Annotated in this window: 12 protein-coding genes; 9 read left to right on the top strand and 3 right to left on the bottom strand. The window is 64.2% G+C overall.

The features are described 5' to 3' along the window. Positions 1-3 precede the first annotated feature (3 nt). A complete protein-coding gene (locus PF1751_RS17160; RefSeq protein ID WP_021492848.1) occupies positions 4-1176 on the bottom strand; it encodes an ABC transporter substrate-binding protein in 1173 nt (390 codons plus the stop codon). 186 nt (positions 1177-1362) lie between these two features. Between PF1751_RS17160 and PF1751_RS17155 the strand changes: the two genes are divergently transcribed. Both PF1751_RS17155 and PF1751_RS17150 read left to right on the top strand, forming a co-directional pair. After that, positions 1363-2625 (top strand): HAMP domain-containing sensor histidine kinase, encoded by a 1263-nt coding sequence (locus PF1751_RS17155; RefSeq protein ID WP_044288140.1) that lies wholly within the window; start codon positions 1363-1365, stop codon positions 2623-2625. Then, positions 2622-3248 carry a response regulator transcription factor gene (locus PF1751_RS17150; RefSeq protein WP_010209351.1) on the top strand — a complete coding sequence of 209 codons (627 nt, stop codon included), beginning with the start codon at positions 2622-2624 and terminating at the stop codon, positions 3246-3248. The genes PF1751_RS17155 and PF1751_RS17150 overlap by 4 nt, the downstream gene beginning before the upstream one ends. Before the next feature lie 38 nt (positions 3249-3286). On the opposite strand, the gene PF1751_RS17145 is transcribed toward PF1751_RS17150, so the two are convergent. After that, positions 3287-3934: a pentapeptide repeat-containing protein gene (locus tag PF1751_RS17145; RefSeq protein WP_021492846.1), complete on the bottom strand. Its 648-nt coding sequence runs from the start codon at positions 3932-3934 to the stop codon at positions 3287-3289. A 78-nt stretch (positions 3935-4012) separates the two neighbouring features. Beyond that, positions 4013-5905 carry a quinoprotein ethanol dehydrogenase gene (gene exaA, locus PF1751_RS17140; RefSeq protein WP_021492845.1) on the bottom strand — a complete coding sequence of 631 codons (1893 nt, stop codon included), beginning with the start codon at positions 5903-5905 and terminating at the stop codon, positions 4013-4015. A 255-nt stretch (positions 5906-6160) separates the two neighbouring features. Between exaA and pedF the strand changes: the two genes are divergently transcribed. From pedF to pqqA, 7 genes are all read left to right on the top strand, one after another. Next, complete coding sequence (gene pedF / locus PF1751_RS17135; RefSeq protein WP_042572089.1) at positions 6161-6622, top strand: cytochrome c-550 PedF; 462 nt, start codon at positions 6161-6163, stop codon at positions 6620-6622. A 3-nt stretch (positions 6623-6625) separates the two neighbouring features. Next, the gene (locus PF1751_RS17130; protein ID WP_010209356.1) at positions 6626-7501 is read left to right on the top strand and encodes a substrate-binding periplasmic protein; all 876 of its coding nucleotides are present in this window, start codon (positions 6626-6628) and stop codon (positions 7499-7501) included. 9 nt (positions 7502-7510) lie between these two features. Further along, positions 7511-8260 carry a quinoprotein dehydrogenase-associated SoxYZ-like carrier gene (locus tag PF1751_RS17125; protein WP_044287402.1) on the top strand — a complete coding sequence of 250 codons (750 nt, stop codon included), beginning with the start codon at positions 7511-7513 and terminating at the stop codon, positions 8258-8260. 16 nt (positions 8261-8276) lie between these two features. Beyond that, a complete protein-coding gene (locus PF1751_RS17120) occupies positions 8277-9209 on the top strand; it encodes a quinoprotein relay system zinc metallohydrolase 1 (RefSeq protein WP_010209360.1) in 933 nt (310 codons plus the stop codon). A 126-nt stretch (positions 9210-9335) separates the two neighbouring features. Next, on the top strand, positions 9336-11111 hold the full coding sequence (locus tag PF1751_RS17115) for a PQQ-dependent methanol/ethanol family dehydrogenase (RefSeq protein WP_010209362.1): 1776 nt from the start codon (positions 9336-9338) through the stop codon (positions 11109-11111). Positions 11112-11232: 121 nt separating this feature from the next. Further along, positions 11233-12753 carry an acetaldehyde dehydrogenase ExaC gene (exaC, locus tag PF1751_RS17110; protein ID WP_010209363.1) on the top strand — a complete coding sequence of 507 codons (1521 nt, stop codon included), beginning with the start codon at positions 11233-11235 and terminating at the stop codon, positions 12751-12753. A 195-nt stretch (positions 12754-12948) separates the two neighbouring features. Continuing rightward, positions 12949-13020, top strand: a complete 72-nt coding sequence (pqqA, locus tag PF1751_RS28485) for a pyrroloquinoline quinone precursor peptide PqqA (protein ID WP_010209364.1) — start codon at positions 12949-12951, stop codon at positions 13018-13020. Positions 13021-13053 lie beyond the last annotated feature (33 nt).

The raw sequence follows: 13053 nt of genomic DNA, 5'->3' as shown, positions 1-13053 counted from the left end.
TGATCAAGGGAAGCGGCAGGTCACCTCGGGTTTGTCATAGCCCAGGCTGTCCATTTCGTTGGTGGGGTGCAGGAAGCCGTCCTGGGGCGAGGTGCTGACCAGCGCGCGGGGCTGCACGATGGGAATCGGTTGGCGCAGTTGGCCGTTCCAGGGGCGGTAGCTGAGCTTGCGGCCCTTGAAACCATCCAGGGGCAGTTGCTCGCTGATTTCCAGTTGACGGATCGCCATGGGCTCGACCTGGCGCAACTTGCTCACTGCACTGGCGATGCTGCGCACGGCCATCCAGGCGGCGAAGTCGCGGTCGTTCATCCAGCGCCCGGCCAGGGCCTCGAAGCGTTTCTGCAATTGGGCAGCGCCGTAGGTCTCGACGGTTTTGTGCCAGCCAGTGGGCGTCAGGCCCTGAGTGCCGGCGACGGGGCGCGGGTACCAGGTTTGGTAGGGCACGTACTCGCCGAAGTCGCCGCGCTCGTCGGCCACCAACACCACGTCGTATTCGGCGGTCTGGGTGAACAGCGGCATATCCGCCTGGGCGCTGCGGCGTTGGTCGTTATCGAAGCGCCAGGCCTTTTCCGCCACCCACTGCACGCCGAAGCGTTTGGCGGCGCGACGCAGGGCGGCGGCGTAGGCCTGGTCATCCTCGGTGGGGCCGACGATCAACAGCGCTTTCTGCCATTTGCGCACGACCAGGAACTGCGCCAGCGCATCGGCGAGCATCGCGCGGCTGGGCAGCGTATGCAGCACGTTGCCCAGGCAGGCGGTGCTGCGCAGGCTGTCATCCGGGCTGCCGGCATTGAACAGCAGGCTGTCGGGCAGCGCCGCGCTGAGTTGGCGCAGGCTGGCGGCAGGCGCGTTGACCACGAACAGGCGCAGGCCTTGGGCATGCTGGGCTTGGGCGGCGGCGAGCAGGGCGTCTGGGGTGTCTACCGTGGCGGTCGTCAGGCTATAGCGCTGGTTGAGAAAGGCGCCGGTGCTGTTGCTGTCGAGGATCGCCAGTTCAGCGCCGCGCTGCCCGGCATCGGCAGGCTCGGGAATGACGTTCGACAGCAGCGGGCCCGGATCGGGCCGATAACCCAGGTAGCCGATCTGCACCTGCAAGGGCGCTTCAGCGGCCTGGCCGTTGGCGGCCCAGGCGATTGCCAGCAGGCAGATCACGGCGTAGGGGGCGAGCTGGCGCATAAGGCACTCCATGACAGGTAGCGCCAGCATAGGAACCCTGAACGTCGCTGCAAATATGCAGAAAGTAGCGCTGGGGCAGTACCAAGGTAGTAGCCCCGCGCAGCGAGTGCGGTCTTAGCATGGATCCCTACCGGTCTTATTCACAGGAGTGACACGAGCATGCGCGTCTTCACCACCCGGCCCGGCCTGTCGGCCCTATGGCGCATCAACCTGTGGGTGTGCGGCTTCTTCGCCCTGGTGACCTGCGCCTGCACCGCGCTGTTGCTGCACCAGGCCCTGGCCGATGTGGAGCACGAGCTGCAATCGGCCGAAGCAGTGGTGCACTACCTGAGCGAAACCGCCGAGCGCGACCCGGCCAGCCTGCAACCCCACCTCACCGCGAGTTTGCGCCATGTACGTGTGCACTGGCTGGCGAGCGGCGACACCGCGCAAGCGCCGGCCCCGGACGGGCTGGACGCCTGGCTCGGGCGCCTGCTGTTTGCCGAGGCACGACGCAGTGCCCAGGTGCTGGACTTGTCGGACGGTCGGCGCGTGTCCATCGCCGTCGACCCTCGGGATGAGATCGATGAGGTCTGGGATTCCCTGCAACAACTGCTGGGCCTGTGCGCCCTGGCCCTGGTGTTGAGCCTGTTGACCATCCGCTGGGCGGTGCGCCGTGGCATGGGCGTGTTGGATGAATTACTGCGCGCGCTGCAACAGGTGTGCGCCGGCCAGCTCAACGTGCGCCTGCGCAGTAAAGGCGCGCCGGAAGCACGGCAGTTGGCGCTGCACTTCAACCGCATGACCGACGCCCTGGAGCAGGCGCGTACCGATAACACCCGGCTCACCCAGACCCTGCTGGCGGTGCAGGAACAGGAGCGCACCCACCTGGCCCAGACCCTGCACGATGACCTCGGTCAATACCTGGCCGGCATTCGCGCCCAGGCCTGCCTGTTGCGCCTGGTCACCGACCAGCCGCATCTGCTGGCGTCCACCGTGGCGCAATTGGAGGATCACTGCGAGCACTTGCAGCAAGGCTTCAGGGCGCTGGTCCACGATCTCTATCCGGTGGCCCTGCAACACCTGCCGATGGCCGAGGCGTTTTCGATGCTGGTCACGCAGTGGCAGGCCAGCCACGGCATTCCCTGCCACCTGCAAGTCAGTACGGACCTGCCGCTGTTGCCCGGCGCCAGCAAGACCCATCTGTACCGTCTGCTCCAGGAAGCCCTGACCAACATCCTGCGGCATGCCGACGCCAGCCAGGTGCACGTGCGTCTGCAACATCGCGGTTCGCGCCTGCGCCTGTGGGTGCGTGATAACGGTCGCGGTGCAGACACGCCCCAGCGGCCCGGCGTGGGCCTGTATTCGATGGCCGAACGCGCCCGCTGCCTGGGCGGCGAATTGAAGATCATCAGCCAGCCCGGCGCCGGCTGGGCGTTGGCGTTGAACGTGCCGTTGGAGGCTTCATGAATATTCTGTTGGTGGATGACCACGCTGTGGTGCGCCAGGGTTATGCCAGCCTGCTGCGCGCGCTGCTGCCGGCCGTTGAAGTGCGCGAGGCGGCCAGTGGTGAAGAAGCGTTGAGCCGGGTCCAGGAAGCGCTGCCGCACCTGGTGATCATGGACTTCGGCTTGCCGGGCATCAGCGGCCTGGAAACCACCCGTCGCCTGCGCCAGCGCCTGCCGCACCTGCGTGTGCTGTTTTTCAGCATGCACGACGAGCTGCCCCTGGTGCGCCAGGCCCTGGACGCCGGGGCCTCAGGCTACCTGACCAAAACCTCGGCCCCCGAGGTGTTGATCGAAGCGGTGCGGCGCATCCTCGACGGCCACGCCTACATCGAGCAGGCCCTGGCCACCGAACTGGCCTATACCCCCAGCGATCAACGCTTGCAGGGCATGACCCCGCGTGAACTGGAGATTTTCCTGATGCTGGCCAGGGGCACGCCTACCCGAGCGATTGCCGACCAGCTGAATATCAGCAGCAAGACCGTGTCCAATCACCTGACCTTGCTCAAGAGCAAATTGCAGGTGAGTTCCCATGCCGAGCTGGTGCACCTGGGGATCGACATGGGGGTGGTGCGGGTGGTTGGATAACCGGGCGTGCACAAAACCCACATTTCAATGGCGTCGTTTCAGCGATCCCAGGTCGTTGGGCAATCCTGGCAGCCCTCCATATTGGCATCCTGGAAGTTCGCATAGTGCTGGCGACTGCCGGTGAGGGTGGCCTGTTCCAGGTTGCTCTCGCCGAACTTGGCTTCCTGCAGGTTGGCGTCGCTGAGGTCGGCACCTTGCAGGTCGGCCTTGCTCAGCCAGGTCATCTCCAGGTCGGCCGCACGCAGGTTGGCCTTGTGCATTTTTGCCCCGGACAGCCGCGCAAACTGCAGGTAGGCCGCACTGAGGTTGGCGTTTTCGAACTGCGCCCCCTGGGCAAACAAGCCCCAGCCCTGGATCGCCATCAGCGTGGCGCCGCTGAAGTTGGCCAGGCGCAGGTTGGCCTGTTGCAGGCTGGCGCGGGTCAGGTTGGCGCCTTGCAGCTGGGCTTTTTCCAGGTTGGCCAGGTCGAGGTTGGCATGGCGCAGATCCGCCTCGCGCAGGTCGGCGCCGGCCAGGTTCATCTTGCTCAAGTCCTGGTTGCGCAAATCGGCGCCCTTGAGGTTGGCGCCGGGGCATTGGCTGTGTTCGGCGAGGGTACAGCCGTTGATGATCAGCGGGGCGTCGTCGCCATCGTCGGCGTGCGCCAGGGGCAGGGAGAGCAGGAGTAACAAGGGCAGGTAGTTCATCGTGCAACCTCTAGGGATCCTGTGGTGAGCGGGGCAAGCCCGCTCATCACAAAAGGCGGTCCGGTCATCTCGCAAGGGTTACTTCTGGGCGGTCTTGTTATCCCAGCTCGGGATCTTGAACACCCAGAACGACCCGCCCTGTGCCACCGGCTTGGTCAGCTCGGCCATGTCGCCGCCCCACAACGGCACCGCGCCGCCATAGCCGACGGTTACGCCGACATATTGCTCGCCATCCTGCTCCCAGGTGATCGGCGGCGAGACGATGCCGCTGCCGGTCTGGAACTTCCACAGCTCCTTGCCGGTTTTGGCGTCGAAAGCTTTGAAGAAGCCGTCGCCGGTGCCGGTAAACACCAGGTTGCCCTTGGTGGCCAGCACGCCAGCCCACAGCGGCAAGGCTTCCTTGTGCTCCCACACCACCTTCCCGGTGGTTGGGTTCATCGCACGCAGGGTGCCGACGTGGTCGTCATACATGCGCTTGATGCGAAAGCCCATGCCCAGGTACGCCGAGCCCTTCTTGTAGTTGACCTCTTCGGTCCAGTATTCCTCTTTCCACTGGTTGCCGGGGATGTAGAACAGCCCGGTGTCCTGGCTGTAGGCCATGGGGTTCCAGTTCTTGCCACCCAGGAACGGCGGCGAGACTTCCACCGGTTTGCCTTTGGTTTCACCCGGCAATGGCTTGGCCGGACGCTGGCCTTCGTTCTCCACCGGACGCCCGGTCTTCAGGTCGATATGGCTGGCCCAGGTGATGTTGTCGACGAAGGGGAAGGCGTTCTGCAGCTTGCCGTTATTGCGGTCCACCACATAGAAAAAACCATTGCGGTCGGCGTGGCCGGTGGCCTTGACCACTTTGCCGTCCTTGTCCTTGTAGTCGAACAGCACCAGCTCGTTGTTGCCGGAGAAGTCCCAGGCGTCGTTCGGGGTGTGCTGGTAGAACCACTTCACTTCGCCGGTGCTGGGGTCGACGCCGACCTGGCCCGAGGTGTAGAGGCTGTCGAAGTCGTGGGGGTTGCCGTCCTTGGCGGTGCGCGCCCAGGTGTTCCACGGGCCGGGGTTGCCGGCGCCGACGATGATCGTATTGGTCTCGGCATCGAAGCTTGCGCTCTGCCAAGGGGCGCCGCCGCCGTGGCTCCAGGCCTCGACCTTGCCGGTTTCGGTGGTCGGGTCATCCGGCCACGAAGGGGCCTTGACGTCGCCGGTCGGCGTGCTGTCCTTGCCGTTCAGACGGCCCATATGGCCCTCCACGAACGGGCGCATCCATACTTCTTCGCCAGTGTCCGGGTCGCGGGCAAACAGCTGGCCGACCACGCCGAATTCATCGCCGGAGCTGCCGTGGATCAGCAGCACCTTGCCGCTGACCTTGTCTTTGATCAGCACCGGAGCGCCGGTCAGGGTGTAGCCGGCGGCGTGGTCGCCGAACTTCTTGTTCCACACCACTTTGCCGGTGTTCTTGTCGAGGGCGATCAGGCGCGCGTCGAGGGTGCCGAAGTAGATCTTGTCGCCGAAGATCGCCGCACCCCGGTTGACCACGTCACAGCACGGGCGAATGTTGTCGGGCAGGCGGTGGTTGTAGGTCCACAGGCGCTTGCCAGTCTTGGCGTCGAGGGCGAACACGCGGGAGTAGGAGCCGGTGACGTAGACCACGCCGTCGCTGACGATGGCCTGGGACTCCTGGCCGCGTTGCTTCTCGTCGCCGAACGAGTAGGACCAGGCCGGGGTGAGCTTGAACACGTTCTTGTCGTTGACCTGGGCCAGCGGGCTCCAGCGCTGGGCGTTGGTGCCCATGCCGTATTGCAGCACGTCCTGGGTGGTCAGGTGGTCGTTGGCGATGTCTTCCCAGGTGACAGTGCGCGTCGGCTTGGCGGGTTCGGCGGCCGCGAACGTTACAGCACTGAGGGACAGGCTGCCCACCAGCACAAAGGCTTGCACGGCAAGGCTTAAAGGTGAGCGGGCGGGTAGCGATCTTATTGTCATGGTTGCAGTTCCCAGTGGAGGTTTTGGCCTGCACAGGGTGGAACGCCGGGGCGCCGGGCGGATACGGAAAAAGTCCCGCTGTGGCCGGGAAGACTTCCCGGGGCGCCGCTGTTTTAGGCGTGCCCCACAAGCCCTACTACCAAGGGAGGAGAGGGCGGCCACCAAAGCAGCATACGGCCCATGTCCCGGGGTTTCTAAGATGGTTGCCATAGCCTCTGCAATGAGGTTTTGCGTGCAATCCTGAGGGCAAAAATAATGACAACAAAACACAATGCCTTGCTCGTCGCCGGGCTGTTGGTCGGTGTGATCGCCGCGGGCTCCGCCTGGGCCCATGGTGACGTGGTCCCGCAAGCGGTGGAAACCCAGGGCCTGACCTCGATCAAGGACGCCGGCGTGCCGGTCAACGAAGACGGCTGGGCGGCGGTCAATCCGTACCGCACCTCGCCTGAACACGATCGGGCCGTGGAGATTGGTTCGTCCGCCTACAACCAGAACTGCGCCGCCTGCCACGGCCTGGAAGCCAAGTCCGGCGGCATCGCCCCCGACCTGCGCATGCTCGATGTGGGCGAAGCCGGTGATGAGTGGTTCGTCGAGCGCGTGCGCCATGGCGCGGTGCGTGACGGCCGCGTGTACATGCCGAAAATGGCCGACTACCTGAGCCAGGAAGCCTTGTGGGCCGTGCGCACCTACCTGGATACCGTGCACGTCGAGGAGTAAGCCATGCGCCTGTTCGCTTATGTGCTTGGCCTGGCCCTGCTGTGTTGCCAGCCGGCACAGGCGCAGGTGCGCAGCTATGACCAGATGATCGCCGCCGGCGACATCAACGTGGCGGTGTACAAGGACTTTGCCCCCTACAGTTTCGAAGACGGCGCCACCGCGCGCGGGGTCGACGTGGAGCTGGCCCAGGCCCTGGCCACGGCGCTGGGGGTACGGCTCACGTTGATCTGGGCGCCGGCCGGCGAGAAGCTCGACGACGACCTGCGCGACTACATCTGGCGTGGCAGCCAGTTGCACAACCAGCAACTGGCCGACCTGATGATGCGCGCGCCCTACGATCGCGATTACGCACAGAAGCGCAACGACCAGGGCGAACTGGAAAACGGCCATGTGGTGATGTTCGGGCCGTATCAGAACGAACAATGGCAGGTGGCTTACGACCGTCGGCGCCTGGACAGGGTTGCCAGCGTGGCGGTGTTCGAGCAGCACCCGATTGGCGTCGAAGTCGACAGCGTGCCGTCGTTCTACCTCACCTCGGTGTTCAACGGCATGCTCGCCGCCAAGACCCATCACTACCCCGACGTCCCCCAGGCCTTTGCGGCGATGAAAGCCGGTGAGGTCGATGCGGTGATGGCGATGCGCGGCGAAGTCGATTGGCAGGTGCATGAAGCCCACGACCCGCAACTGGCCCTCGCCGAAAACGCCTACCCGAACATGGGCAAGCAGCGCTGGGAGATCGGCATGGCGGTGCACGAGAGCAATCGCCAGTTGGCCTACGCGGTGGAAGAGGCGCTGGAAGGCTTGATCCGCGACGGCGCGGTGCAAGCCATCTATGCCCGTTACGGCCTGCAGTATGAAGTCCCCGAGATGTATCAATAGGAGCAGGCGATGAACTGGCGACTGAGCTGCATCTTGGCGTGCTGGCTGCCGCTGGCGGCTCACGCCGTGGAGGTCGACCCGGTACCGTCGGTGATGTGGGCGTTTTATCACAAGCAGTTCCTGGCCGAGGCGCCGTTCGTGTTCGACGACCGAGTCAAGCTGCTCGCGCCGCCGTTCGCCGAAGATGCGCGCCAGGTGCCGCTGGAAATCGACGCCCGCGCCTTCAACGGCCATGTGGTGAAAATCCTCGCCTGGGCCGAGCTCAACCCATTGCCGAAAATCGTCGACTTCCAACCCAAGACCGGCGTGCTGCCGTGGCTGTCGCTGCGGATTCGTATCGAGCAGGCCACGCCGTTGCGGGCGGCGGTGCTCACCGATGACGGGCTGTGGCATGTGGGCTCGACCCTGATCGACGCGGCCGGTGGCGGCTGCACCGCGCCCAGCGTGGTACGCACCCAGCCGGGCTGGGAAGAGCACATCGGCGAAGTGCTCGGCGGCCGTTACCCGCGGGGCGAGTTCAGCCGCGTACGTGTGCAGGTGGCGCACCCGATGGACAATGGCATGGTCAGCGGCATCCCCGAGTTTTTTATCAACCATGCACAACTGCTTGGCCGGGACGGCCAGGTGTTGGCTGATCTTGAGCTATTCCCGGCGGTCAGCGAAAACCCCAACCTGGCCTTCGACATCGACGCGCCGGGGCCTACCCGGCTGGTGCTGCGCGACAACAGCGGCAATGAGTTCGACGCGGCCATCCCCTGACCAGAAGGAGCGCGGCATGCGCTGGATTCTATTGTTATGCCTGGGCCTGAGCCTGCCCGCCCTGGCGGACCTCGACTACGCCCTCAAGCCCCGATTGATCGCCGATGACACCTGGCTGCTTGAAGGCAGCACCGACAATTTTGCCAAGGCCAATGGCGGCAATATCGTCAACACCGCCTTCATTGTCACCGAGGCTGGCGTGGTGGTGATCGACACCGGGCCGTCGCGGCGCTATGGCGAAGCCATGCGCGAGGCCATCGCCCGCGTCACCCCCAAGCCGGTGACCCAGGTGCTGATTACCCACCATCACCCCGACCATGCGCTGGGCAACCAGGCCTTCAAGGACGTGCCCATCGGCGCCCTGGCCGAGACCACGCGGCTGCTGCACGAGCAGGGCGACGGCATGGCGGAAAATCTCTACCGCATGGTCGGCGACTGGATGCGCGGTACCGAGGTGGTATTGCCGACCCAGGTGCTGGAACCCGGTGTGCTGAGCGTCGGCCGCCACGACTTGCGCTTGCTCGCGCTCACCGGCCACACCGGCGCCGACCTGGCGATCTTCGACCAGAGCACCGGCGTGCTGTTCGCCGGCGACCTGGTGTTTTACCAGCGCGCGCTCACCACCCCCAACAGCCCGGGGCTGGCGGTGTGGCTGGCCGACCTCGGCACCCTGCAAGCCTTGCCCTGGACCCTGATCGTGCCCGGCCATGGCCCGGTGGCCAGCGACGCGCAGCCCTTCACGCAGATGCGCGACTACCTGACCTGGCTCGATCAACTGCTGCGTGACGGCGCGGCCCACGGCAGCGACATGGCCGAGATGATCCGCAGCCCCATCCCTGAACGCTTCGCCACGATCAGCCTGAGCCGCTATGAACTGATTCGCAGCGTCAGCCACCTGTACCCGCGTTACGAGCGCGAACGGATGCAACGCGTGGATTCGGCGCGCTGACCCGCTACTAAGGAACTAGCAAACTCGATACTGCGGTCAATTGTGACAACTGCCCCTGCGCCCAAGAATCTGCTCCAGACCGGGAAAATTTCCCGGGTATAACAAAAAACCGCAGAGGTAGCCGTCATGACCCAACCCGCACGCCGCCAACCCTTCGCCTTGAGTGTGTTGCTCGGTGCCATCCTGTTGTCAGGCCAGGCCATGGCCTCGGTGACCGATGAGGAAATTCTCCAGGACCCGAAAAACCCCGGGCAGATCGTCACCAACGGCCTGGGCGTGCAGGGCCAGCGCTACAGCCCCCTCGACACCCTGAACGTCGATAACGTGAAGGAACTGCGACCGGTCTGGGCGTTTTCCTTTGGCGGCGAGAAGCAGCGTGGGCAACAGGCGCAGCCGATGATCAAGGATGGGGTGATGTACCTCACCGGTTCCTACTCGCGGGTGTTCGCGGTGGATGCGCGCACCGGCAAGAAGCTCTGGCAGTACGATGCGCGTCTGCCCGATGACATTCGCCCGTGCTGTGACGTGATCAACCGTGGCGTGGCGCTGTACGGCGACCTGGTGTTCTTCGGCACCCTCGACGCCAAGCTGGTGGCGCTGAACAAAGACACCGGTAAAGTGGTGTGGAGCAAGAAAGTCGCCGACCACAAAGAAGGCTACTCCATCAGCGCCGCGCCCCTGGTGATCAACGGCAAGCTGATTACCGGTGTGGCCGGTGGCGAGTTCGGCGTGGTGGGCAAGATCGAAGCCTATGACCCGAAGAACGGTGAACTGCTTTGGAGTCGCCCGACGGTCGAAGGCCATATGGGCTACGTCTATAAAGACGGCAAGGCGGTTGAGAACGGTATCTCCGGTGGCGAGGCGGGCAAGACCTGGCCCGGAGATCTGTGGAAAACCGGCGGCGCCGCACCGTGGCTGGGCGGCTACTACGACCCGGAAACCAACCTGCTGCTGTTCGGTACCGGCAACCCGGCGCCGTGGAACTCGCACCTGCGCCCTGGCGACAACCTCTACTCGTCCTCGCGCCTGGCGCTGAACCCGGACGACGGCACCATCAAGTGGCACTTCCAGACCACGCCCCATGACGGCTGGGACTATGACGGCGTGAACGAGCTGGTCTCCTTCAACTACACGGAAGGTGGCAAAGAGATAAAAGCTGCCGCCACAGCCGACCGTAACGGCTTCTTCTACGTGCTTGATCGCACCAACGGCAAGTTCATTCGTGGTTTCCCGTTTGTCGACAAGATCACCTGGGCCACCGGCCTGGACAAGGACGGTCGGCCGATCTACAACGACGCCAGCCGCCCTGGCGCTCCGGGCAGCGAAGCCAAGGGCACCTCGGTGTTCGTCGCACCGGCGTTCCTGGGCGCGAAAAACTGGATGCCGATGGCCTATAACCGCGACACCGGGTTGTTCTACGTGCCGTCCAACGAGTGGGGCATGGACATGTGGAACGAAGGCATCGCCTACAAGAAGGGCGCGGCGTTCCTCGGTGCGGGCTTCACTATCAAACCATTGAACGAAGACTATATCGGCGTGCTGCGCGCCATTGACCCGAAGACCGGCAAGGAAGTCTGGCGCCACAAGAACTTCGCGCCGCTGTGGGGCGGGGTGCTGACCACCAAGGGCAACCTGGTGTTCACCGGCACGCCGGAAGGCTTCCTGCAGGCGTTCAATGCCAAGACCGGCGAGAAAGTCTGGGAATTCCAGACCGGCTCCGGCGTGCTCGGCTCGCCTGTGACCTGGGAAATGGACGGCGAACAGTACGTCTCGGTGCTCTCGGGCTGGGGCGGTGCAGTGCCGTTGTGGGGCGGTGAAGTGGCCAAGCGCATCAAGGACTTCAACCAGGGCGGCATGCTCTGGACCTTCAAGCTGCCCAAAGAGCTGGTCGCCAAACACTGAATCTACGACCAAATGACAAGCGCCCCCCTGCCAACGGCGCATTCGCCCGGCAACGGGGGCTCTTTACTATCGGGTCATCGCCTGTTGACCGACAGGCCCGGACCCAGACAGAGGCTTTAACATGATCTACGCACAACCTGGCACCCCTGGCGCCATCGTCAGCTTCAAGCAGCGCTACGGTAATTACATCGGCGGTGAGTTCGTCGCCCCGCTCAGCGGTGAATACTTCACCAACACTTCGCCGGTGACCGGTGAAGTGATCGCCGAATTCCCGCGCTCCAACGCCGCCGATATCGACAAGGCCCTCGACGCTGCCCATGCCGCCGCCGACGCCTGGGGCAAAACCTCGCCTCAGGATCGCTCCCTGGTGCTGCTGAAAATCGCCGACCGTATCGAGCAGCACCTCGAAGTGCTGGCCGTGACCGAAAGTTGGGACAACGGCAAGGCCGTGCGCGAAACCCTCAACGCCGACGTGCCTCTGGCCGCTGACCACTTCCGCTACTTCGCTGGCTGCATCCGCGCCCAGGAAGGCGGCGCCGCCGAGATCAACGAACACACCGCGGCCTATCACTTCCATGAGCCATTGGGCGTGGTCGGGCAGATCATTCCGTGGAACTTCCCGCTGCTGATGGCCGCCTGGAAACTCGCCCCGGCCCTGGCCGCCGGTAACTGCATCGTGCTCAAGCCGGCCGAGCAGACGCCGCTGTCGATCATGGTGTTTGCCGAGTTGATCAATGACCTGCTGCCACCGGGCGTGCTGAACATCGTCCAGGGATTTGGCCGCGAAGCCGGGGAGGCACTGGCCACCAGCAAGCGCATCGCCAAGATCGCGTTCACCGGCTCGACCCCCATCGGTGCGCACATCATGCATGCCGCCGCCGAGAACCTCATTCCTTCTACCGTGGAACTGGGCGGCAAGTCGCCGAACATCTTCTTCGAAGACATCATGCAGGCCGAGCCGCAGTTCATCGAAAAAGCCGCCGAAGGCCTGGTGCTGGCGTTCTTCAACCAGGGTGAAGTGTGCACCTGCCCGTCGCGGGCGCTGGTGCAGGAGTCGATCTACGACGACTTCATGAAAGTGGTGATGAAGAAGATCGTCAAGATCAAGCGCGGCAACCCGCTGGACACCGAAACCATGGTTGGCGCCCAGGCGTCCGAGCAGCAATACGACAAGATCCTCTCCTACCTCAAGATCGCCCAGGAAGAGGGCGCCGAGCTGCTCACCGGCGGCGCAGCCGAGCGCCTGGAGGGCGACCTGTCCAGCGGTTACTACATCCAGCCGACCTTGCTCAAGGGCCACAACAAGATGCGCGTGTTCCAGGAAGAAATCTTCGGCCCGGTGGTGGGCATCACCACCTTCAAGGACGAAGCCGAAGCCCTGGCGATTGCCAATGACAGCGAGTTCGGCCTCGGCGCCGGGCTGTGGACCCGCGACATCAACCGTGCCTACCGCATGGGCCGGGCGATCAAGGCCGGGCGCGTGTGGACCAACTGTTATCACCTGTACCCGGCGCATGCGGCGTTTGGCGGCTACAAGAAGTCGGGCGTGGGGCGTGAGAACCACAAGATGATGCTCGATCACTACCAGCAGACCAAGAATTTGCTGGTGAGCTACGACATCAATCCGCTGGGTTTCTTCTAACCCTCTGACTGCAATGCGGTCTCCTGTGGGAGGGGCGGTGCGACGATTCGACTTGCTCCCTCCCACATTTTGCTCCCTGTACATTCGCGACTAATGCAGTGCGGCATTTACTTCGAAAGTAGCATTCGCCCCCCCATCCCCCCATGCATTAATGCCCATACCGGAATCTTCCGGCACAACAAGAGGACTCTCCCTATGTGGACCAAACCCGCCTTCACCGACCTGCGTATCGGCTTCGAAGTGACCATGTACTTCGCCAGCCGCTGATCCATCTCCGGCCAGCCTTGTGCTGGCCGGTGC

Origin of the sequence: Pseudomonas simiae (assembly GCF_000934565.1) — a bacterium.
GTDB classification, from domain to species: domain Bacteria; phylum Pseudomonadota; class Gammaproteobacteria; order Pseudomonadales; family Pseudomonadaceae; genus Aquipseudomonas; species Aquipseudomonas simiae.
The sequence above is the reverse complement of the archived record's forward strand: the minus strand, read 5'-3'. Positions and strand labels throughout refer to the sequence as shown.

Coding starts and splice junctions, on each gene's coding strand:
- PF1751_RS17160 (WP_021492848.1), bottom strand. CDS start 1,176: ATGCGCCAGCTCGCCCCCTACGCCGTGATCTGCCTGCTGGCAATCGCC.
- PF1751_RS17150 (WP_010209351.1), top strand. CDS start 2,622: ATGAATATTCTGTTGGTGGATGACCACGCTGTGGTGCGCCAGGGTTAT.
- PF1751_RS17145 (WP_021492846.1), bottom strand. CDS start 3,934: ATGAACTACCTGCCCTTGTTACTCCTGCTCTCCCTGCCCCTGGCGCAC.
- exaA (WP_021492845.1), bottom strand. CDS start 5,905: ATGACAATAAGATCGCTACCCGCCCGCTCACCTTTAAGCCTTGCCGTG.
- pedF (WP_042572089.1), top strand. CDS start 6,161: ATGACAACAAAACACAATGCCTTGCTCGTCGCCGGGCTGTTGGTCGGT.
- PF1751_RS17130 (WP_010209356.1), top strand. CDS start 6,626: ATGCGCCTGTTCGCTTATGTGCTTGGCCTGGCCCTGCTGTGTTGCCAG.
- PF1751_RS17125 (WP_044287402.1), top strand. CDS start 7,511: ATGAACTGGCGACTGAGCTGCATCTTGGCGTGCTGGCTGCCGCTGGCG.
- PF1751_RS17120 (WP_010209360.1), top strand. CDS start 8,277: ATGCGCTGGATTCTATTGTTATGCCTGGGCCTGAGCCTGCCCGCCCTG.
- PF1751_RS17115 (WP_010209362.1), top strand. CDS start 9,336: ATGACCCAACCCGCACGCCGCCAACCCTTCGCCTTGAGTGTGTTGCTC.
- exaC (WP_010209363.1), top strand. CDS start 11,233: ATGATCTACGCACAACCTGGCACCCCTGGCGCCATCGTCAGCTTCAAG.